This window comes from Bordetella bronchiseptica (genome assembly GCF_900636925.1).
Lineage (GTDB): Bacteria > Pseudomonadota > Gammaproteobacteria > Burkholderiales > Burkholderiaceae_B > Bordetella > Bordetella pertussis.
The window spans coordinates 2,278,169-2,298,285 of sequence record NZ_LR134326.1; the positions used below are offsets into that span (position 1 = coordinate 2,278,169).

19 protein-coding genes are annotated in these 20,117 nt (G+C 69.5%); 12 read left to right on the forward strand and 7 right to left on the reverse strand.

Annotated elements, in window-relative coordinates; genetic code table 11:
- The first annotated feature begins 21 nt into the window (after positions 1–21).
- Together EL288_RS10630 and EL288_RS10635 are read left to right on the forward strand one after the other, a co-directional pair.
- Entirely contained in the window at positions 22–1,656 is a 1,635-nt protein-coding gene (locus tag EL288_RS10630; protein WP_003812006.1) for an NAD+ synthase, read from the forward strand.
- A 43-nt stretch (positions 1,657–1,699) separates the two neighbouring features.
- Complete coding sequence (locus EL288_RS10635) at positions 1,700–2,038, forward strand: P-II family nitrogen regulator (protein ID WP_003812004.1); 339 nt, start codon at positions 1,700–1,702, stop codon at positions 2,036–2,038.
- A 24-nt stretch (positions 2,039–2,062) separates the two neighbouring features.
- On the opposite strand, the gene EL288_RS10640 is transcribed toward EL288_RS10635, so the two are convergent.
- Complete coding sequence (locus EL288_RS10640) at positions 2,063–2,437, reverse strand: pyrimidine dimer DNA glycosylase/endonuclease V (protein WP_003812001.1); 375 nt, start codon at positions 2,435–2,437, stop codon at positions 2,063–2,065.
- 85 nt (positions 2,438–2,522) lie between these two features.
- Here EL288_RS10640 and EL288_RS10645 point away from each other — a divergent pair, with 85 nt between their 5' ends.
- Together EL288_RS10645 and EL288_RS10650 are read left to right on the forward strand one after the other, a co-directional pair.
- Positions 2,523–2,903, forward strand: a complete 381-nt coding sequence (locus tag EL288_RS10645; RefSeq protein WP_010926544.1) for an RNA-binding S4 domain-containing protein — start codon at positions 2,523–2,525, stop codon at positions 2,901–2,903.
- 116 nt (positions 2,904–3,019) lie between these two features.
- Positions 3,020–4,957, forward strand: coding sequence for a PhoX family protein (locus EL288_RS10650; RefSeq protein WP_010926545.1), 1,938 nt, complete (start codon positions 3,020–3,022; stop codon positions 4,955–4,957).
- A gap of 149 nt (positions 4,958–5,106) precedes the next feature.
- Here EL288_RS10650 and EL288_RS10655 read toward each other — a convergent pair whose 3' ends face one another.
- Both EL288_RS10655 and EL288_RS10660 read right to left on the reverse strand, forming a co-directional pair.
- Positions 5,107–5,652: an ATP-binding protein gene (locus EL288_RS10655; RefSeq protein ID WP_003811996.1), complete on the reverse strand. Its 546-nt coding sequence runs from the start codon at positions 5,650–5,652 to the stop codon at positions 5,107–5,109.
- Positions 5,653–5,724: 72 nt separating this feature from the next.
- On the reverse strand, positions 5,725–6,606 hold the full coding sequence (locus EL288_RS10660) for a LysR family transcriptional regulator (RefSeq protein ID WP_003811986.1): 882 nt from the start codon (positions 6,604–6,606) through the stop codon (positions 5,725–5,727).
- 107 nt (positions 6,607–6,713) lie between these two features.
- Between EL288_RS10660 and ggt the strand changes: the two genes are divergently transcribed.
- The 5 genes from ggt to EL288_RS10685 all read left to right on the forward strand — a co-directional run bounded on the left by ggt (position 6,714) and on the right by EL288_RS10685 (position 13,674).
- On the forward strand, positions 6,714–8,342 hold the full coding sequence (gene ggt / locus EL288_RS10665; RefSeq protein WP_003811984.1) for a gamma-glutamyltransferase: 1,629 nt from the start codon (positions 6,714–6,716) through the stop codon (positions 8,340–8,342).
- 41 nt (positions 8,343–8,383) lie between these two features.
- Positions 8,384–9,901, forward strand: coding sequence for an ABC transporter substrate-binding protein (locus EL288_RS10670; RefSeq protein WP_003811982.1), 1,518 nt, complete (start codon positions 8,384–8,386; stop codon positions 9,899–9,901).
- Between the two features lie 94 nt (positions 9,902–9,995).
- Positions 9,996–10,940, forward strand: coding sequence for an ABC transporter permease (locus tag EL288_RS10675; protein ID WP_003811980.1), 945 nt, complete (start codon positions 9,996–9,998; stop codon positions 10,938–10,940).
- Complete coding sequence (locus EL288_RS10680; RefSeq protein WP_003811978.1) at positions 10,937–11,812, forward strand: ABC transporter permease; 876 nt, start codon at positions 10,937–10,939, stop codon at positions 11,810–11,812. Before EL288_RS10675 ends, EL288_RS10680 begins: the two co-directional genes overlap by 4 nt.
- Before the next feature lie 2 nt (positions 11,813–11,814).
- Entirely contained in the window at positions 11,815–13,674 is a 1,860-nt protein-coding gene (locus EL288_RS10685; protein ID WP_003811975.1) for a dipeptide ABC transporter ATP-binding protein, read from the forward strand.
- Positions 13,675–13,676: 2 nt separating this feature from the next.
- On the opposite strand, the gene EL288_RS10690 is transcribed toward EL288_RS10685, so the two are convergent.
- Entirely contained in the window at positions 13,677–14,321 is a 645-nt protein-coding gene (locus EL288_RS10690) for a LysE family translocator (RefSeq protein ID WP_003811973.1), read from the reverse strand.
- Positions 14,322–14,412: 91 nt separating this feature from the next.
- Between EL288_RS10690 and EL288_RS10695 the strand changes: the two genes are divergently transcribed.
- On the forward strand, positions 14,413–14,949 hold the full coding sequence (locus tag EL288_RS10695; RefSeq protein ID WP_003811971.1) for a YaeQ family protein: 537 nt from the start codon (positions 14,413–14,415) through the stop codon (positions 14,947–14,949).
- A 135-nt stretch (positions 14,950–15,084) separates the two neighbouring features.
- Here the strand turns inward: EL288_RS10695 and EL288_RS10700 are convergent, their stop codons facing one another.
- Positions 15,085–16,269 carry an MFS transporter gene (locus EL288_RS10700; RefSeq protein WP_033447190.1) on the reverse strand — a complete coding sequence of 395 codons (1,185 nt, stop codon included), beginning with the start codon at positions 16,267–16,269 and terminating at the stop codon, positions 15,085–15,087.
- 72 nt (positions 16,270–16,341) lie between these two features.
- Positions 16,342–16,914, reverse strand: coding sequence for a chorismate--pyruvate lyase family protein (locus EL288_RS10705; RefSeq protein WP_010926548.1), 573 nt, complete (start codon positions 16,912–16,914; stop codon positions 16,342–16,344).
- A gap of 59 nt (positions 16,915–16,973) precedes the next feature.
- Between EL288_RS10705 and EL288_RS10710 the strand changes: the two genes are divergently transcribed.
- Complete coding sequence (locus EL288_RS10710; RefSeq protein WP_003811964.1) at positions 16,974–17,705, forward strand: pseudouridine synthase; 732 nt, start codon at positions 16,974–16,976, stop codon at positions 17,703–17,705.
- A 51-nt stretch (positions 17,706–17,756) separates the two neighbouring features.
- Here EL288_RS10710 and EL288_RS10715 read toward each other — a convergent pair whose 3' ends face one another.
- Positions 17,757–18,692: a LysR family transcriptional regulator gene (locus EL288_RS10715; RefSeq protein WP_225665747.1), complete on the reverse strand. Its 936-nt coding sequence runs from the start codon at positions 18,690–18,692 to the stop codon at positions 17,757–17,759.
- Between the two features lie 232 nt (positions 18,693–18,924).
- On the opposite strand from EL288_RS10715, the gene EL288_RS10720 reads away from it, so the two are divergent.
- On the forward strand, positions 18,925–20,115 hold the full coding sequence (locus EL288_RS10720; RefSeq protein WP_003817140.1) for an efflux RND transporter periplasmic adaptor subunit: 1,191 nt from the start codon (positions 18,925–18,927) through the stop codon (positions 20,113–20,115).
- The last annotated feature ends 2 nt before the right edge of the window (positions 20,116–20,117 follow it).

Genomic DNA, 20,117 nt, shown 5'->3' on the forward strand with positions numbered 1-20,117 from the left:
CCCATTCTGGAACCGTCGTTCATGAGCCTTGCCCGGGTTGGAATCGCGCAAATCAACGCCTGCGTCGGCGATCTCGCCGGCAACGCGGCCCGGGTGCTGCAAGCGGCGCGGCAGGCGGCCGGGCAGGGCGCCGACGTGCTGGTCACCCCCGAGCTGGTCCTGACCGGCTATCCGCCGGAAGACCTGCTGCTGCGTCCCCGGTTCATCCAGGAGCAGCAGGCCGTGTTCGAGCGGCTTTGCCAGGACCTGGCCGGCCTGGCCGGCCTGCATGTGGTGATCGGCCATGTGCTGGCGCGCCAGGACCGCCTGTACAACGCCGCCACGGTGGTGTGCGAAGGGCGGGTGCTGGGCAGCTACTGCAAGCGCGAACTGCCCAATTATTCGGTCTTCGACGAGCAGCGCTATTTCTCCGCCCATGGCGAAGCCTTCGGCTTTACCGTCAAGGGCGTGCGCTTCGGCCTGAACATCTGCGAGGACATCTGGTTCGAGCGCGCGCCGCGCGCGGCGGCGGCCGACGGGGCGCAGGTGCTGCTGGTGCCCAACGCGTCGCCCTACAACACCGGCAAGCAGGAAGAGCGCCTGTCGGTGGCGCGGCGCAGCGTGCAGGACACCGGTTGCGCCCTGATCTACGCCAACCTGGTCGGCGGCCAGGACGAACTGGTGTTCGACGGCGCGTCGTTCGCGCTGGACGCGCAAGGCCGCATGAGCGCCCGCCTGCCGGATTTCACCGAAGGCGTGAATGTGCTCGAGGTCGATGCGCGCGGCACGGTGCGCCCGGTGACCGAACAGGCCGCCGTGCAGCCCTACGGCCTCGAAGAGCAGGTCTGGAACGCGCTGGTGCTGGGCGTGCGCGACTACCTGGGCAAGAACGGCTTTCCCGGCGCCATCATCGGCCTGTCGGGCGGCATCGATTCGGCCGTGGTGCTGGCGGTGGCGGTCGACGCCGTGGGCGCGGACAACGTGCGCGCGGTCATGATGCCCTCGCGCTATACCGCCGACATCTCCCTGACCGACGCCGCCGACATGGCCCGGCGCCTGGGCGTGCAATACGACGTGATCGCCATCGGCGAGGTGGTCGACCGCTTCGAGGCGGCGCTGGCGCCGCAGTTCGCCGGCCTGCCGGTCGACGCCACCGAGGAGAACATCCAGGCGCGCGCGCGCGGCACCTTGCTGATGGCGCTGTCCAACAAGACCGGCCGGCTGGTGCTGACCACCGGCAACAAATCCGAAATGACCACCGGCTATTGCACGCTGTATGGCGACATGGCGGGGGGCTTCGCCGTCATCAAGGACGTGCCCAAGACCCTGGTCTACCGCCTGGCGAACTGGCGCAACCAGCGCCAGCCCATCATTCCCGAGCGCATCATCACCCGCCCGCCGTCGGCCGAGCTGCGGCCCGACCAGACCGACCAGGACAGCCTGCCGCCCTACGACATCCTCGACGGCATCATCGAGCGCTACATGGAACACAACGCCTCGGCGGCCGATATCGTGGCCGCCGGCTTTCCGCGCGAGGCGGTCGGGCAGGTCGTGCGGCTGATCCGCATCAACGAATACAAGCGGCGCCAGGCCCCGCCCGGGCCCCGCATCACGCCGCGCGCGTTCGGCCGTGATTGGCGGTATCCTGTGACCAACGGATTCCGCGAGACGGTTTGAGGCCGGCGGGCATCCCATTCAGAAAAAGCCAGGACAGCACAACGTGAAACAAGTAACCGCCATCATCAAACCCTTCAAGCTGGACGAAGTCCGCGAAGCGCTGGCCGAGGTCGGCGTCAGCGGCCTGACCGTCACCGAGGTCAAGGGGTTCGGCCGCCAGAAGGGCCATACCGAGCTGTATCGCGGCGCCGAGTATGTGGTGGATTTCCTGCCCAAGATCCGCGTCGAGGTCGTGCTGGCCGACGACATGGTCGATCCGGCCATCGAGGCCATCGTCAAGGCCGCGCGCACCGGCAAGATCGGCGACGGCAAGATCTTCGTGACCCCGGTCGAACAGGCCATCCGCATCCGCACCGGCGAGAGCGACGAAGAGGCGCTGTAGGCGTTCGCGCCAGGCGCCGGGCCGCTAGGCCTTGCCGCCGCCGCGCGCGGCAATGCGCGCGCGGTTGAGCGCCAGGGCCTCCTCGGTCGGGGTCCAGTCGTTCCAGAACGGCGCGGGAATATCCGCAAAGTCCTCGCGCGTGACGCCGGCGAATGCCGGCCGATAGCCGCGGCGCCGCATTTCCTCGACCAGCGCGCGGTGCCGCCTGGCCAGATAGCCCAGGCGGGTGTAGAAGAACAGCAGATGGCCCTTGCCCAGCGTGTAGGCGGCCGGCTGCACCAGCGCGCCGCGCGCGGCGGCCTTGTGCGCCAGCGCGAAAACCCGCGGCAGTTCGCGGTATTCGGCGACCAGGTGCGGGCCGCTCAGTTCTTCGACGGGGACACAATTGATGCGGGTCAAGGCGGGGCTCCTGTGGGGGCGCGGCGGCGGCCATGACGGCCATCCGGCCACGCATTAGATCAGAAAGGCAGCGGAGCGACGGCAGATGGACAAGATACGCCTGGACAAATGGCTATGGGCGGCGCGCTTCTACAAGACGCGCAGCCTGGCGGTGCAGGAAATCGGCAAGGGCAGGGTGCAGGTCAACGGCCAGCCGGCCAAGCCGGCGCGCGAGGTGGCGCCGGGCGACGTGGTGTGCATCCGCAAGGAAGATCCGCCCATCCATGTGCGGGTCTGCGCGGTCAGCGGCGTGCGCGGCCCGGCGCCGGTGGCGCAGCAGCTGTACGAGGAAACGCCGGAAAGCGCGGCGGCGCGCGAGCGGGCCGCCGAGATGCGGCGGCTGGCGCCCGAGCCCGCCATGGATATCGTCGCCGGCCGTCCGACCAAGCGCGACCGCCGCCTGATCGACAAGTGGCGCGACGCTTAGGACATCGGCAGGGCGGGGCCGGGCGCCTCGCGCAGTGCAGCGGAATTGTCATCGCGGATCGCTAGGATGCGGGGGGTCATACCCACGCCACCACGCGATCCGGAGGGAATACTGGCATGCACGAACCGACGATGAGCAAGCGCCGCCTGGTGCTGAAGATGCTGGGCGGCGCGCCCATGCTGCCGCTGGGCGCCGTGGGCGCGGCCACGCTGCTGGCCGGCTGCAGGGCCGGCGCCGACGGCGCACAGGCCGCCGCGCGCGGCGCCGGGCCGCGGGGCGATTTCGCGGCGGCCGCCTTCACGTCCATGGCCGCGCCGTCGCTGGACGCGCCGGAAAAAATGGCCGTCACCACCGTCGAGTCGACCCTGGAGGTCCGCTTCAGCGACGGCGGCAGGCAGACGTTCCAGCTGGGGTACGAACCGTTCTTCATGACCGGCGACAGCGTGCCCGATGGCCAGGGCGCGACCCTGGTCGCGGGCGGCTATCTCGATATCCAGGGCCGACCCATCATGGACAGCTCGGTGCCCGGCAAGGCGCGCCAGTTCTTTTCCGACTGCCCCGACGGCATGTCCCTGCTGGCCCTGCCGTCGGCCCGGGTGCCGGGCGTCAAGGGCAATACGGTGTTCGCCGTGGTGCAGTTCGAGTACGCCTCGCACAACCAGAAGGGCGAGTCCATGTACGGCCTGCTGCCGTCGCCCATCGCGGTGCTGACCCTGGCGCAGGATCCGGCCACCGGCAGGCTGGCGCTGGTCAAGTACAGCCCGGTCGATACCGCCCCGGCCCACGGCCTGTGGATCACCTGCGGCGCGAGCCTGTCGCCGTGGAACACCCATCTGGCCAGCGAGGAATACGAGCCGGACGCGACCACCGCGCGCGCCTCGGCGCAGTTCCAGGGCTTCAGCCGCAACCTGTACGGCGATGCGGCCAAGGCCAATCCGTATCACTATGGGCACCTGCCCGAAGTGGTGGTCCACCCGGACGGCACCGGCACCATCAGGAAGCACTATTGCCTGGGCCGCATCTCGCACGAGCTGATCCAGGTCATGCCCGACCAGCGCACCTGTCTGATGGGCGACGACGCCACCAACGGCGGGCTGTTCATGTTCGTGGCCGACCGCAAGGCCGATCTGTCGGCCGGCACCCTCTACGTCGCCAAGTGGCGCCAGACCTCGGGCGAGGGCCCGGGGGCCGGCACGCTGGGCTGGATCAACCTGGGCCATGCCCGCAGCGCCGACATCGAGGCGCTGGCCGATACCCTGACGGCGGCCGACATCATGGACGTGCGCACCGCGGATCCGGGCGACCCGGCCTTCAAGGCGATACGCGTCAACGGCAAGGCCAACTGGGTCAGGCTGGCGCCGGGCCGCGAGCAGGCCGCGGCCTTCCTGGAAACGCACCGCTACGCGGCCCTGGCGGGCGGCACGATGGCGTTTTCCAAGATGGAAGGCACCACCGTCAATGCGCGCGACCGCATCGCCTACAGCGCCATGTCGCGCATCGAGACCTCGATGGTGGACGGCACCTCGCCCGACCTGCGCGTGCAGGGCCCCGAGCCGGGCGCGGTGTACGCGCTGAACCTGCGCGGCGGCCAGCGCGATAGCGCCGGCACGGCGATCGACAGCGAGTGGGTGCCGGTGGACATGGCGGCGGTGCCGGCCCTGGTCGGCGAGAAACTGGCCGCGCCCGACGCCCTGGGCAACCGCCACCACGCCGACCGCATCTCCAATCCCGACAACATCAAGTTTTCGGAGAAGCTGCGCACGCTGTTCATCGGCGAGGACAGCAACGGCCACGTCAACAACTTCCTGTGGGCCTACAACGTCGACAGCGGGGCACTCTCGCGCATCCTGTCGTGCCCGGCCGGCGGCGAGTCCACCGGCCTGCAGGCGGTCGACGAGATCAACGGCTGGACCTACATCACCAGCAACTTCCAGCACGCCGCCGACTGGGGCGGCGTCCACGCCGTCGTGCGCGCCACGCTGGACCCGCTGGTCAAGGCCAGCTACCGCGACGGCTTCGGCGCCTCGGTGGGGTATATCACGATAAAGCCGTAACTCCCGGTGCCTGTCCCCGACAGTGTGCCTGTCCCGGCGGGGACAGGCACACTGTCCGCGGTGTCGCTTCCCGGCGGGGACAGGCACCCTGGCCGCAGGTGTCGCTCTCCCGCGGGGACAGGCACCTTGCGCCCCCGCACCTGCCGCGGTCAGCCTGGCGCCCAGCGGGCCAGGTCCAACGCCAGCGCGCCGGCCTGCAATCGCCCGGCGATCTCGTCCGCGATCTCGGCGGCCGGCCGGCCCGCCGTGACGACGCGGTGGCCGGCCAGGCTGCCGGCCGCGCGGAACGCATCGTGCATGGTCCGCACCATCGACGCCTGTCCGGGCCCGCTGCGCTGCTCGACGCGCGCCAGGGCTTCGTCCAGGCCGATATCCAGCAAGGCGTAGGCGGCCGGGCAGCGCGCCGCCTGCAATTGCGCGGCGATGAGGGGCAGGAACCACGGTCCGAAGATGCCGTCCAGGTAGACGCGATAGCCGTCGGCGGCGAACGACGCCGCGCTGCGGCATACCGCGCGGATGACCGCGGCGTTCTGGGCATCGGCCTGGGGGCGGTAGGGCGGGATGGGGTGGGCCGGAAAGCCATAGAACAGGTCGGACGGCAGGTGCAGGCCCTGCGGGTCGGCCTGCGCCAGCAGGCCGCACGCGGTGGTCTTGCCCGAACCGGGCGGCCCCGAGACGATGACGATGGGAAGCATGGATGGATTCCTGGAGACGGTGTGCACGGTGATAGTACGCGCGGGCGGGGCCGCTCGGGTCTGTCGCGGTTCTCAGCGGCCGAACAGCGCGCCGCACTGGGCGCAGATCTCGGCGGTGACGGCCAGCCGCGCGTGGTCGCGCCGCTCGATCATGCCGATGGCGCGCACCGCCGGGCCCAGTTCGGCGGGCAGGGGCAGCACGCGCAACTGCGGGCTGGCTTGCCAGTTGGCGCCGTTGAGCAGCGGCAGCAGGGTCACGCCCACCTCCTGGCGCACCAGTTCCACCAGGGTTTCGATGGCGTTGAGTTCGAGGAACTCGTTCAGGCCGCCGCCCAGCCGGCGCACGATGCGGTCGATCTGGCGCCCGGTGCGCTGGGTGCGGTCAAAGCGCAGGAACGGATTGGCGGCCAGCACTTCGCGCGCGTCGGCGCCGGGCGCGTGGGGGTGCGCCAGCACGACCAGCGGCTCTTCGTACAGGGGCGTCCAGCGCGTGCTGGCCATCTTGCGGCCGGCCTCGACCACCAGGGCCGCGTCCAGCTCGCCGGCCTCGACCTTGCCGGCCAGTTCGCTGGCCTTGCCGGAGAACACGCGCACGTCCAGCGCCGGATGATCGCGCTTCAACTGCGAAACCACCTTGGACAGGGTGCCCATGCACGACACGATGGCGCCCACCGAGACCGAGCCGGCCAGCTCGCCCGGCACGTTGCGTGGCGCCTTCAGGTGGTCGTATAAATCAAGCAGCCGCTTGATCTCCGGCACCAGTTCGCGCCCCGCCGCATTCAGGATGGCGAGCCGCCCGCCGCGGTCGAACAGCTCGCGGCCCAGTTCGGCTTCCAGCGCGCGCATCTGGAAGCTGACCGCGGCCTGCGTCAGCGCCACCTGCTCGGCCGCTTCCGAGAACGTGCCGTGCTGCGCCACCGCCAGGAAGGTACGCAGGAACCGTATGCTACTCATAAAAATATTTTGAATGACGGAACAAAAAATCAAATTGATTTAATTAGATCACGAGAGTAACGTCATCGGGTTCAACTTGTGCCCGCGCTATCGATAGAGATCATCAGATGAAAGCCTTCAATTGGGTCAATCCGTACCCGTCCACCCGCATTCCCGTCTTCGCCCGCAATGTCGTGTCCACCTCGCACCCGCTGGCGGCGCAGGCCGGCCTGCGCATGCTGCTCAAGGGCGGCAACGCGGTCGATGCGGCCATCGCGGCGGCGGCGACCATCGTGCTGGTCGAGCCGGTGTCCTGTGGATTGGGCGGCGACTGCTTCGCCATCGTCTGGGATGGCCGGCAATTGCACGGCCTGAACTCGTCGGGCGTGGCGCCGGCGGCGTGGAATGTGGAGTATTTCAAGCGCAAGTACGGCACCGGCCCGGACGGGCTGGCCGTGCAGCCCAAGCGCGGCTGGGACGCCGTGACCGTGCCCGGCGTGGTGGCGGGCTGGGCCGCGCTGCACGAGAAGCTGGGCAAGCTGCCGTTCGAGCAGCTGTTCGAACCCGCCATCGAGATCGCCGAGCGCGGCTATACGGTGCCGCCGGTGGTGGCGCACAAATGGGCCGCCGCGGCCGCCGAGCTGAGCGAGCAGCCCGGCTACGCCCAGGCGTTCATGCCCGAGGGGCGCGCGCCGCGGGTGGGCGAGCATTTCCGCTTCCCCGACGCCGCGTACGCGCTGCGCCGCATCGCCGCCTCGGGCGGACGCGACTTCTACGAGGGCGAGCTGGCCGAGCGCATCGCCGCGTTCAGCAAGGAGTGCGGCGGCGCCATGACGCTGGACGATCTGCGCAATTACCGCCCCGAGTGGGTCAAGCCGATTTCCCGCTCCTACCGCGGCTACGAGTTGCACGAGATCCCGCCCAACGGGCAGGGCATCGCCGCGCTGATCGCGCTGGGCATCTGCGAGCGCTTCGACCTGGCCGACATGCCGGTCGATTCGGTGCAGTCGCAGCATCTGCAGATCGAGGCCATGAAGCTGGCGTTCTCCGACCTGTACCGCTATGTCGCCGATCCGCGCAGCATGGAAGTCACGCCGCAGCAGATGCTCGACGACGCGTACCTGGACAGCCGGGCCAGGCTGATCGACCCGGACCGCGCCACGCATTTCGAGGCGGGGCGACCGCATGCCGGCGGCACCATCTACCTGACGGCCGCCGACGAGAACGGCATGATGATTTCGTTCATCCAGTCCAACTACATGGGCTTCGGTTCGGGCGTGGTCGTGCCGGGCACCGGCATCAGCCTGCAGAACCGCGGCGTGGGCTTCTCGATGAACCCGGCCTCGGCCAACGTGGTGGAAGGCGGCAAGCGGCCGTTCCACACCATCATCCCGGGCTTCCTGACGCGCGGCGGCAAGCCGGTCATGAGCTTTGGCGTGATGGGCGGCGACATGCAGCCGCAGGGCCATCTGCAGACCGTCATCCGCATGCTGGACTACCACCAGCAGCCGCAGGCCGCCTGCTGCGCGCCGCGCTGGAAGGTCAACCGCGATTTCACGCTGGATATCGAGTCCACCATGAACCGCGCGACGGTCGAGGGGCTGAAGAACCTGGGCCACCGCCTCAAGGCGGTGGACGACCCGTACATGGACTTCGGCGCCGGCCAGTTCATCTGGCGCATGGCGGAAAGCGACAACGATCTCGGCTACGTGGCGGCCAGCGACAGCCGGCGCGACGGGCAGGCCGTAGGCTTCTGACGCGCCTGCGGGCGCACGACCACCAAGGGGAAATCCACAACATGACCAAGACCAAGAGCCTGAGCATGATGATGGGCGCGGCCGTGCTGGCCGGCGCGGGCGGCGCCGCCCTGGCGCAGGACCTGCGCATCGGCCTGCAGGAAGACCCGGACGTGCTCGATCCGCACCGCGCCCGCACCTATGTGGGCCGCATCGTCTTCACCTCGTTGTGCGACAAGCTGGTCGACATCGACGAGAAGCTGCAGTTCGTGCCGCAGCTGGCGCAGTCGTGGAGTTTCAGCGAGGACAACAAGACGCTGACATTCAAGCTGCGCACCGATGTCCAGTTCCACGATGGCAGCAAGTTCGACGCCGCCGCGGCGCGCGCCAATCTGGAGCGCGCCATGACGCTGCAGGACAGCATGCGCAAGGGCGAACTGGCCTCGGTCGAGAAAATCGAGGCGCCCGATCCCGCCACCCTGGTGCTGACGCTCAAGCGCCCCGACGCCACCTTGCTGGCTCAGTTGTCCGACCGCGCCGGCATGATGCTCTCGCCCAAGGCCTTCGAGGGCGACGCGGCCGCGGTGGGCCGCAAGCCGGTCTGCTCGGGCCCCTACAAGTTCGTCGAACGGGTGCAGAACGACCGCATCGTGCTGCAGAAGTTCGACCAGTACTACGGCGCCAAGGATTACCACTTCGACAAGCTGGTATTCCTGCCCATTCCGGACACCACGGTGCGCCTGTCCAATCTGCGCGCCGGCGGGCTGGACATCCTGGAGCGCATGAACCCCTCGGACGCGCCGCAGGTCAAGAACGACGCCAGCGTGCAGTTCATGCCGGTGTCGGGGCTGGGTTACCAGGAGGTCTTCTTCAATACGGGCAACGGCAAGCGCGCCGAGACCAATCCGTTCAAGGACAAGCGGGTGCGCCAGGCGCTGGCCTTGTCGATCGACCGCGCCATCATCAACGAAGTGGTCGGCGGCGGCATCTTCGACCCGGCCAGCCAGCCGTTCCCGCCGGCCAGCCCCTATCACAGCGACAAGTTCCCGGTGCCCAAGCGCGATGTCGAGCGCGCCCGCGCGCTGCTCAAGCAAGCCGGCCTGCAGAAGGTCAAGGCCGAGTTCGCCTTCGGCAACAACACCACGACGTCGGCCATCGCCGAAATGATCCAGGCCATGGCGGCCGAGGCCGGCTTCGAGCTGAGCCTGCGGCCCACCGAATACGCCGCCATGCTCAACGAGGCGCAGGCCGGCAACTTCGAGATGATCATGCGCGGCTGGTCGGGCCGGGTCGATCCGGACGGCAACATCTACCAGTTCGTGACCTGCAAGGGCGCGCTGAACGACGGCCGCTATTGCAATGCCGAGGTCGACAAGCTGCTGGCCGAGGCGCGCACCGTGCCAGACCAGGCCAAGCGCAAGGCGATCTACGACCAGGCCCAGGCGCTGCTGCAGGCCGACACGCACGATATTTACCTGTACTACCAGCCGTGGCCGTTCGTGCTGGGCAAGAACGTACGCGGCTTCAAGCCGTACCCGGACGGCATGGTGCGCCTGAAGGGCGTGACGCTGGCCAAGTAGCGACGGTGGGGGCGGCGGGCCGCCGCGGCGGCGGCCGGCTGCCGCGATCGGCGCGGCGCGCGGGCGCCGCCGCGCCCGTTTTTCGGTGGCGACCATGTTCAAACTGATCCTGCGACGCGTCGTCGTGGCGATCCCGACGCTGATCCTGGTGTCGATGATCGTCTTCATGCTGCAGAAAATCCTGCCCGGCGATCCGGTGCTCACGCTGGCCGGCGAGGAGCGCGATCCCGCGGTGCTGGACTACCTGCGCGAGAAATACCGCCTCAACGACCCGCTGCCGGTGCAGTACGGCGCCTGGGTGGCCCAGGTGCTGCAGGGCGACCTGGGCAAGTCCATGCGCACCGACGTGCCGGTGCTGACCCTGATCGCGCAAAAGCTGCCGGTGACCCTGCAGCTGGCCGTGATGGCGATGGCGTTCGCGCTGCTGGTGGGCATTCCCCTGGGCATCGTCGCCGCCGTGCGCAAGGGCACGGCGGTCGAGATGGGCGCCAACATGGCCGCGCTCTCGGGCATGTCCATTCCCAATTTCTGGCTGGGCATCATCCTCATCATGGTGGTCTCGGTGCAGTGGAAGCTGCTGCCGGCCTCCGGCTATGTCTCGCCGGCCGAGGACTTCTGGCTTTCCATCAAGACCATGCTGATGCCGGCCCTGGTGCTGTCCACGGCGATCGCCGCCTACCTGATGCGGCACACGCGTTCGGCCATGCTGGAGGCGCTGTCGGCCGATTACGTGCGCACCGCGCGCGCCAAGGGCGTTGCGCCGCGCAAGGTGGTGCTGCGCCACGCGCTGCGCAACGCGCTGATGCCCATCGTGACGCTGGTGACGCTGCTGTTCGGCGAACTGCTGGCCGGTGCGGTGCTGACCGAGCAGGTGTTCACCATTCCGGGTTTCGGCAAGCTGATCGTCGACGCGGTCTTCAACCGCGACTACGCCGTGGTCCAGGGCGTGGTGCTGTGCGTGGCGGTCGGCTTCATCGTCATGAACCTGCTGGCCGACATCCTGTACATCCTCGTCAACCCCCGCCTGAGGCACGCATGAGCGCACCCATCGCAAGCGCGGGCATGGCCGCGCCGCGCCGCGCCAACCGCTCCTGGGGCAAGTTCCGCCGCAACCGGATTGCGATGCTGGGCGCGCTCATCGTGCTGGCGTTCGTCGTGCTGGCGCTGCTGGCGCCCTGGGTGGCCAGCCACGACCCGTTCCAGACCAGCTTCATGACCATCCGCAAGGCGCCCTCGGCGGCGTTCTGGATGGGCACCGATGAACTGGGCCGGGACATCTTCAGCCGCATGGTGTACGGCGCGCGCGCCTCGCTGATGGCGGGCATGGTGTCGGTGCTGATCGCCCTGGCGGTGGGGGTGCCGTTCGGACTGGCCGCCGGCTATTTCGGCGGCTGGACCGACAGCGTCATCTCGCGCGCCACCGAGGCGCTGCTGGCCATTCCGTTCCTGATCCTGGCGATCGCGCTGGCCGCCTTCCTGGGGCCCAGCCTGACCAACGCCATGATCGCCATCGGCGTATCGGCCGCGCCCAAGTTCATCCGGCTCACGCGCGGCCAGGTGCTGGCCGTCAAGAACGAGGACTACGTGCAGAGCGCGCGCGCCCTGGGCGCCTCGGACCTGCGCATCATCGGCCGCCACGTCTTTCCCAATGTCATGCCGCCGCTGATCGTGCAGGCCACCATCACCATCGCCACCGCCATCATCGCCGAGGCCAGCCTGTCGTTCCTGGGGCTGGGCCTGCAGCCGCCCAATCCATCCTGGGGGTCGATGCTCAACACGGCCAAGAACTTCATGACCCAGGCGCCCTGGATGTCCATCTTCCCCGGCTCGGCGATCTTCCTGGTGGTGCTGGGCTTCAACCTGTTGGGCGACGGCCTGCGCGACGCGCTGGATCCGCGCCAGGAGAAGTAGGCATGGACGCCAATCGTGTGGTGCAGGTCGACGGCCTGAGCGTGCGCTTCAACACCCCGGGGCGGGTGGTCCAGGCCGTCAACGATGTGTCCTTCCACGTCGACCGCGGCGAGACGCTGGCCATCGTCGGCGAATCGGGTTCGGGCAAGTCGGTGACCTCGCTGGCGCTGATGCGGCTGGTCGAGTACGGCGGGGGGCGGCTCAGCGCGACCGACATGCGCTTGCGCCGGCGCGGCGGCGACGTGCTGGACCTGGCGCGCGCCGACGAGCGCACCCTGCAACGGGTGCGCGGCGCCGATGTGGCGATGATTTTTCAGGAGCCGATGACTTCGCTCAACCCCAGTTTCACCGCCGGCAACCAGATCGCCGAGGCGCTGCAACTGCACCAGGGGCTGGACGCGGCCGGCGCGCGCGCCGAGGCGCTGCGCATGCTGGAGCGGGTGCGCATTCCGGAAGCCCGCGCCATCCTGGACCGCTATCCGCACCAGCTCTCGGGCGGCATGCGCCAGCGCGTGATGATCGCCATGGCGCTGTCGTGCAAGCCGCAGCTGCTGATCGCCGACGAACCCACCACCGCGCTGGATGTCACCATCCAGGCGCAGATCCTGCAGCTGATACGCCAGCTCCAGGAGGAAATGGACATGGGCGTCATCTTCATCACCCACGATATGGGCGTGGTGGCGGAGGTGGCCGACCGCGTGCTGGTGATGTACCGCGGCGACAAGGTCGAGGAGGGCGGGTGCGACGGCGTGTTCGCCGCGCCGCGCCATGCCTATACGCGCGCGCTGCTGTCGGCGGTGCCGCGGCTGGGCGCCATGCAGGGCACCGACCAGCCGGCGCCGTTTCCGCTGTTGCAGGTCGACCAGCAGGCCTTGGCGCCGGCTCCGCAGGCCGGCGCGGCCGAGGTGGACACCGTGCGCCGCGACGGCGGTCCGGTGCTGAAAGTGCGCGGGCTGGTGACGCGGTTCGACATCGCCGGCGGCATTTTCGGGCGGATCGACAAGCGCGTGCACGCGGTCGAGCAGGTCAGCTTCGAGCTGTTCCCCGGCGAGACGCTGGCGCTGGTGGGCGAGTCCGGTTGCGGCAAGACCACCACGGGCCGCTCGCTGCTGCAGCTGGTCAAAAGCCAGGGCGGCAGCATCGAGTTCGACGGCCGCGACATCGGGGTGCTGCGCGGCGCGGCCATGCAGTCGCTGCGGCGCCATATCCAGTTCATCTTCCAGGATCCGTTCGCCTCGCTCAACCCGCGCATGACGGTGGGCGACTCCATCATGGAGCCCTTGCTGGTCCACAGGACGGCCAGCGGGCGCGCCGCGCGCGAGCGGGTGCGCTGGCTGATGGACAAGTGCGGGCTGCTGCCCGAAATGACCGACCGCTACCCGCACGAGTTCTCGGGCGGGCAGCGCCAGCGCATCTGCATCGCGCGCGCGCTGGCGCTCAACCCCAAGGTGGTGATCGCCGACGAATCGGTCTCGGCGCTGGATGTCTCGATCCAGGCGCAGATCGTCAACCTGCTGCTGGATCTGCAGCGCGAGCTGGGGGTGTCGTACCTGTTCATCTCGCACGACATGGCGGTGGTCGAGCGCGTCAGCCACCGCGTGGCCGTCATGTACCTGGGCCAGATCGTGGAGATCGGCCCGCGCCGCGCCATCTTCGAAAACCCGCAGCATCCCTATACCCGCAAGCTGATGGCGGCGGTGCCGATCGCCGATCCGCGCCGGCGCCACCGCGAGCGTTCGCTATTGGTCGACGAGATTCCCAGCCCGGTGCGCAAGGTGGGCGACGAGCCGGTGGTCGCGCCGCTGGTGCGGGTGGGCGAAGGCCACTACGTGGCGCGCCATCCCGTGGGCGTGTACGCCTGAGCTCAGCGCCGCTCCAGCGCCAGCTTCAGGCCGAAGGCGATGAAGACGCCAGCGCTCAGGCGGTCGAGCCCGCGCGCCACCGAGGGGCGCGCCAGCCAGCGCGACAACGGCCGGGTGGCCGCCACCAGGGCGGCGAACCACAGCAGGCCCAGCGCGGCGTGCAGCGCGGCCAGCAGCAGGCTGAATGCCAGCACGTCCACCCCGGCCGGGATGAATTGCGGCAGGAACGTGACGTAGAAGACGCCGACCTTGGGGTTGAGCATGTTGGTCAGGCAGCCGCGCCAGAACCATTGCAAGGCGCCGCCGCCGGCCGGCGCGGCCGGCAGCATGCCGGGGGCCGCGTCGCCGGCGCGCCGGCGCAGGCTGCGGGCCAGCAGGCGCGCGCCCAGCCAGCACAGGTAGATCGCCCCGGCGATGCGCAGCGCGTCGTAGGCCAGCGAGGACGCCGCCAGCAGCGCGCCCAGGCCGAGCGCGGCGGCCACGCCCCAGGCCAGGCAGCCGGCGCATACGCCCAGGCCGGCCAGCAGCGCGCGGCGCGGTCCGTCGATCGCCGCGGTGCGCAGCACCAGGGCGGTGTCCAGGCCGGGGGTGATGGTGAGCAGGGTGGCGGCCACGGTGAAGGCCAGCAGGGCGGCAAGAGGCGTCATGGCGAGGGACGGAGCAGGTGCGGCGCGCAATCGCGCGGGCAGTTATCATTGCCGGTCTTTGGCAACCCAGCAACTGGATCAGGCACTCTTCATGGCCCTGCGCGCAACCATTTACAAGGCGGACCTGCATGTCGCCGATACCGACCGCCACTATTATGCCAGCCATGGCCTGACCATCGCGCGTCATCCGTCCGAGACGGACGAGCGCATGATGGTGCGGGTGCTGGCCTATGCGCTGCACGCCGACGAACAGCTCGCCTTCACCAAGGGGTTGAGCGATACCGACGAGCCGGACCTCTGGCGCAAGGACCTGACCGGCGATATCGAACTGTGGGTCGAGGTCGGCCAGCCCGACGAGCGGCGCATCCTCAAGGCCTGCGGGCGCGCCGCCGAGGTCGTGGTGTATTGCTACGGCGGCCATGCCTCGCAGGTCTGGTGGGACGGCGTGCGCGGCAAGCTGGAGCGCGCGCGCAACCTGCGCGTGGTCTGCCTGCCCGCGGCGCAGACCGAGGCGCTGGCGCAGCTGGCGCGCCGCACCATGCAGGTGCATGTCAATATCTCCGACGGCGCGGCCTTCGTCAGCACCGATGAGGGCCAGGTCCAGGTCGAGCCGCAATCCTGGCGCTGAGGGGGGGTAAAGGGTGCCTGTCCCCGCGGGGACAGGCACCTCTGCCGCAGCGGGGACAGGCACCCTTGCCGCAGCGGGGACAGGCACCCCTGCCGCAGCGGTGACAGGCGCCCGGGGCAGCCACGGCGCGCCGGATCAGCCGCGCGCCTTGCGTTCTTGCCAGGCCAGCAGCAGCAGGACGGCGGCGGCGGCGGGAAAGACCGTCAGATTGACGATGGACCAGCCGCCATGGGCCAGCAGCTGGCCGGACGAGAACGAAGCGGCGGCCACGCAGCCGAATACCAGCAGGTCGTTGAGCGCCTGGACGCGCAGGCGTTCGTGCGGCTCGCAACAGTCGGCCAGCATGGCGGTGGCGCCGATGAAGCCGAGGTTCCAGCCCACGCCCAGCAGGACCAGCACGGCCCAGAAATGCGGCACGCTCAGGCCGGTCAGCGAGACGCCGGCCGCGGCCAGCATCAGCGCCAGGCCCAGCGCGGTGACCGGCAGCTTGCCGAAACGCTCGATCAGCCGGCCGGTGACGAAGCTGGGGGCATACATGGCCAGCACATGCCATTGGATGCCCAGGGCCGCGGCGGCGACGCTGTGGCCGCAGTCGACCATGGCCAGCGGCGCGGCGGTCATGACCAGGCTCATCAAGCCGAACGACACCACGCCGGCCGCGGCCGCGATGATGAAGCGCGGCGTGCGCGCGATGCGCGCCAGGGGCCGGCCGGCCTGCGCCGCGGCCAGGCCGACCGGCACCGCGCGCAGCCGGCTGACGACGCCCAGCGCCAGCAGCGCCAGCGCGGCCTGCGAGACGAAGCTGCCGGCAAAGGGCGCGGCGGGCCACAGGTTGCGGGTCCAGATGGCGGCATTGGTGCCCAGCACCGCCGCCACCAGGCCGGCGCTCATGATGGCCGAAATGGCGCGCGGCCGGTGCTCGGGGCGCACGCCGTCGGTGACGGCGTGGCGGTAGCTCTGCACGTAGGCGCCGTACAGGCCGGCCAGCGCCGTGCCGGTACAGAACAGCGCGAACCGGCCGCTCCAGATGCCCCAGGCGGCCAGCAGGCCGCCCAGCAGGCCCAGCAGGGCGCCCAACTGGTAGCCGCCGCGCCGGCCGCGGCGGCGCATCATGGCGGCCGCGGGCAGGATGCCGGCGGCCAGGCCGAGGTTGTACAGGCTGACCGGCAGCGTCGCCAGCCCCGGGTCGCCGGCCAGCATCTGGCCCACCAGCCCGCCCATCGAGATGACGATGGCCGGGCTGGCTCCGCCCAGCGCCTGCGCACAGCTGAGCAGGCGCGTGTTGCGGCGGATATTCGGCGATTCGGCGGTCGTGGTCATGGGCACCTGGCGCGAACAGGGCGCGGCAGGCCGCCGCGCAACCCTGATTCTGCGTCAAAACCGCCCGCGGCGTCAGCGCGGCGCGACAGGCGCGCGCGCCAGCGACCAGAAGGCGGGCAGGAAGCACTCGGCCACCAGCAGCGGCTGGCCGGCGCGCCAGAAGGCGGAGCGGCGCGCCCACAGCGCCGGCTCGGGGCCGCCGGCCGGCGCGCGCGCGATGGCGGTGGCATGGAAGGGCACGCCGGCGGCCAGCCGGCGGCATACGAAGACCGAACGATGGATGCCGGGATCGTGGTACAGCATGTCGGCCAGCGGGCGCGTCAGCAGGCGCCGCATGCCCTGCCAGACGCCATGCGAGGCGCGCAGCGGCGTGAGGCTGCGCGCCACGACGCTGTCCACGCCGTCGATCGACATCAGCACTTCGCGCACCCAGACCGGGCTTTGCGCGGCGATGCGCATGCCGTCGGCCTCGTCGCGGGGCGCGCCGGTCGGGTACTCTGCCAGCACGCGCAGGCGTACGTGGCCCAGCTGGCGCAGGCCGGCGGTGAGCGCGCCGGGACGGAACAGCCAATACTTGCGCAAGGGATCCAGCGTCGAGGGCGCGGCGGGCAGCCAGCCGCGCGCAAGGGGAATGGGGGTGGTCATGGCTGTGTATTATGCCAAGCCGGCGCGGCGCCCGTGAGGCAGGCTCTACAATACGCGCCATGGAAAAAGTACGCATCTCCAAGCTGATGTCCGAGCGCGGGCTCTGTTCGCGCCGCGAGGCCGACAGCTATATCGAACGGGGCTGGGTGCGCGTCGACGGCGTGGTGGTGTCCGAGCTGGGCGCGCGCGCCTTTCCCGATCAGGCCATCACGCTGGAGCGCGCCGCGGCCGCGCGCCAGACCGCGCGTGTCACCATCTTGCTGCACAAGCCCGTGGGCTATGTATCGGGACAGGCCGAGAAAGGCTACACCCCGGCGGTGGCGCTGATCGACGCGCGCTCGCGCTATGCGGGCGACCGCGCGCCCCTGCGCTTCGAGCGCGGCCAGCTGCAGGGCCTGGCCGTGGCCGGGCGGCTCGACATCGACTCGCAGGGCTTGCTGGTCCTCACGCAGGATGGCCGTATCGCCAAGAAGCTGATCGGCGAAGACTCCGAGGTCGACAAGGAATACCTGGTGCGGGTGCAGGGCCGCCTGTCCGAGGCGGGGCTGGCGCTGCTCAACCACGGCCTGTCGCTGGACGGCAAGCCATTGCGCCCCGCCCAGGTGCGCTGGCAGAACGCCGACCAGCTGCGGTTCGTGCTGCGCGAGGGCAAGAAACGCCAGATTCGCCGCATGTGCGAGCTGGTGGGGCTGCGGGTGGTGGGCTTGAAACGGGTGCGCATCGGCCGGGTGTCGCTGGGCGACCTGCCGGTGGGCCAATGGCGCTATCTGCGCGCCGACGAACGCTTCTGAGCGACGTAACCGTTTCAGTCGATTTCCAAGCGGCCGCCGCCGGCCCGGCGATTAACGCAAATTTAAAAACGCCGGGTTATTCTGGCCTGCCAGTGTCTTGTTGCTCAGACGCTCCATCAGGAATTCCACGAAGATGCGGGTCTTGGCCGGCAGCATGCGGGTGTCCGTGACCGCGTAGACCGGGAACGGCCCGGCCAGCCAATCGGGCAGGATGCGCTTGAGACGGCCCGATTCGATGTCCTCGCGCACATTGCCCATGGGCGCCAGGATCGCGATGCCGGCGCCCAGCGTGGCCAGGTTGCGCACCATCGACACGCTGTTGACCGAAAAGCGGTTGCCCGGGGTGATCTCGACGTGGCGCTCGCCGCTGTTCAGGGGCCAGCGCGTGACGCGGCCCGTGCCGGCGCGGAACTGAATGCATTCGTGGCGGGGCAGGTCGTCGGGGTGTTGCGGTTCGCCGTGGCGCGCCAGGTAATCGGGCGACGCATACAGGTGGGCCGGCAGCACGCCCAGCAGGCGGGCGATGTGGGTGGAGTCGGGCAGATCGCCGATTTCGATCGACACATCGCAGGTCTGGAAAACCCGCTCGGCGTGCTCGGGGCTGGCCAGGTCCAGGTAGAAGGTGACCTCGGGGTAGCGGCGCGAGAACTCCGTGAACGCCTCGGACAGGAAGTCGGTGCCGAAGTCGGCCGGCATGTTCACGCGCAGCGGACCGGACGGCGTCTCGACCAGGTTCTGCAGCTCTTCATGGGCGATGCGGGCTTCGGCCACGATGCGCTGGCAGCGCTCGAAGTAAAGCTGCCCGGCTTCGGTCAGCTCGACCCGGCGCGTGGTACGGCTGAGCAGCCTCAGGCCGACCGAACGCTCCAGTTCGGCCACCTGGCGCGACAGGGTGGATTTGGGAATGGCCAGGTTCTCGGCGGCGCGGCTGAAGCTGAGCGTCCTGGCCACTTCGACGAAGAGTTCCATGCCTTGCAAACGGTTCATGGCGGATGGTGAGAGGGCGGAATATGAAATTGTCCCATATTTGGAATGATGTTTTCGAAAACAAGTTGTTTGTTTCCACCGCGGGATAACGCAAAATGCTCGTTTTGCAGCGCAGCACCAAGCCGGCCGGCAAACCCGCATGGCGGAGGCGGTGTGTTTCCTTTTATGCGTTGTGGCGAGCAACGGGTGCGCACAGGCATCCCGGCGCTTGGTTTGAATGGAAAGGCAAGCTATGAAGAATAACTATCTGGTCGGGCGCGGCATCGCCGCGCTTTCCTTGGCGGCATTGACCCTGACGCTGGCCGCATGCGGCAAGGAACAGCAGGCGGCGCAGCAAGGCGGGCAACCGCAGGTCGGGGTGGTCACCCTGAAAACCCAGTCGGTGGCGCTGTCCAGCGAATTGCCTGGCCGCACCGCCGCCTACCGCATCGCCGAAGTGCGTCCGCAGGTCAGCGGCATCGTCCAGAAGCGCCTGTTCACCGAAGGCGGCGAAGTCGCCGCCGGCCAGCAGCTCTACCAGATCGATCCGGCGCTGTACCAGGCCGAGGTCGACAGCCGGCGGGCCGCGCTGGCGCGCGTCCAGGCGCAGCTGAAGACCGCCACCTTGCTGGTGCAGCGCTACAAGCCGCTGGTCGATACGCGGGCGGTCAGCCGGCAGGCCTACGATGACGCGGTCGCCGCGCGCGACCAGGCCTCGGCCGACGTCCTGGCGGCCAAGGCTGCGCTGGACACCGCGCGCATCAACCTGGTCTATACCAAGGTGCTGGCGCCGATCGGCGGCATCATCGGCCGCTCCAACGTCACCGAAGGCGCGCTGGTGACGGCCAACCAGAGCGCGGCGGTCGCGGCGGTCCAGCAGATCGACCCCATCTACGTCGACGTGACGCAGTCCAGCGTGCAGCTGCTACGCCTGAAAAGCGCCCTGGACAGCGGTTTGCTGCAGCGCGAGGCTGGCGAGCAGTCGGCGCGCGTGACGCTGACGCTGGAAGACGGCACGCAGTACGACCAGGACGGCAAGCTGCAATTCTCGGAGGTCACCGTCGACCCGGGCACCGGCTCGGTGCTGCTGCGCGCCGTGTTCCCCAATCCGCAGCGCAAGCTGCTGCCGGGGATGTTCGTGCGCGCCCGGCTGGCCGAGGGCGTGGCGTCCGAGGGCCTGCTGGTGCCGCAGCGCGGCGTCACGCGCAACCAGCGCGGCCTGCCCACCGCGCTGGTGGTCAACGCCGAGAACAAGGTCGAACTGCGCACGCTCAAGACCGACCGCGCCATCGGCGACCAATGGCTGGTGAGCAGCGGCCTGGCCGCCGGCGACCGCGTGATCGTCGAAGGCCTGCAATCCGTGCGTCCAGGCGCCGAGGTCAAGGCGGCCGAATGGAGTCCGCCCGCATCCAAGGCCGCCGCGCAACCGGCCGCCGCGAAGTAAGG

Excerpts from the sequence above, each read along its gene's own strand:
- EL288_RS10710 (WP_003811964.1), top strand. The coding sequence starts at position 16,974 with ATGGAAAAAGTACGCATCTCCAAGCTGATGTCCGAGCGCGGGCTCTGT.
- ggt (WP_003811984.1), top strand. The coding sequence starts at position 6,714 with ATGAAAGCCTTCAATTGGGTCAATCCGTACCCGTCCACCCGCATTCCC.
- EL288_RS10700 (WP_033447190.1), bottom strand. The coding sequence starts at position 16,269 with ATGACCACGACCGCCGAATCGCCGAATATCCGCCGCAACACGCGCCTG.
- EL288_RS10655 (WP_003811996.1), bottom strand. The coding sequence starts at position 5,652 with ATGCTTCCCATCGTCATCGTCTCGGGGCCGCCCGGTTCGGGCAAGACC.
- EL288_RS10690 (WP_003811973.1), bottom strand. The coding sequence starts at position 14,321 with ATGACGCCTCTTGCCGCCCTGCTGGCCTTCACCGTGGCCGCCACCCTG.
- EL288_RS10720 (WP_003817140.1), top strand. The coding sequence starts at position 18,925 with ATGAAGAATAACTATCTGGTCGGGCGCGGCATCGCCGCGCTTTCCTTG.
- EL288_RS10675 (WP_003811980.1), top strand. The coding sequence starts at position 9,996 with ATGTTCAAACTGATCCTGCGACGCGTCGTCGTGGCGATCCCGACGCTG.
- EL288_RS10650 (WP_010926545.1), top strand. The coding sequence starts at position 3,020 with ATGCACGAACCGACGATGAGCAAGCGCCGCCTGGTGCTGAAGATGCTG.
- EL288_RS10705 (WP_010926548.1), bottom strand. The coding sequence starts at position 16,914 with ATGACCACCCCCATTCCCCTTGCGCGCGGCTGGCTGCCCGCCGCGCCC.
- EL288_RS10715 (WP_225665747.1), bottom strand. The coding sequence starts at position 18,692 with ATGAACCGTTTGCAAGGCATGGAACTCTTCGTCGAAGTGGCCAGGACG.
- EL288_RS10680 (WP_003811978.1), top strand. The coding sequence starts at position 10,937 with ATGAGCGCACCCATCGCAAGCGCGGGCATGGCCGCGCCGCGCCGCGCC.
- EL288_RS10685 (WP_003811975.1), top strand. The coding sequence starts at position 11,815 with ATGGACGCCAATCGTGTGGTGCAGGTCGACGGCCTGAGCGTGCGCTTC.
- EL288_RS10630 (WP_003812006.1), top strand. The coding sequence starts at position 22 with ATGAGCCTTGCCCGGGTTGGAATCGCGCAAATCAACGCCTGCGTCGGC.
- EL288_RS10645 (WP_010926544.1), top strand. The coding sequence starts at position 2,523 with ATGGACAAGATACGCCTGGACAAATGGCTATGGGCGGCGCGCTTCTAC.
- EL288_RS10695 (WP_003811971.1), top strand. The coding sequence starts at position 14,413 with ATGGCCCTGCGCGCAACCATTTACAAGGCGGACCTGCATGTCGCCGAT.
- EL288_RS10660 (WP_003811986.1), bottom strand. The coding sequence starts at position 6,606 with ATGAGTAGCATACGGTTCCTGCGTACCTTCCTGGCGGTGGCGCAGCAC.
- EL288_RS10670 (WP_003811982.1), top strand. The coding sequence starts at position 8,384 with ATGACCAAGACCAAGAGCCTGAGCATGATGATGGGCGCGGCCGTGCTG.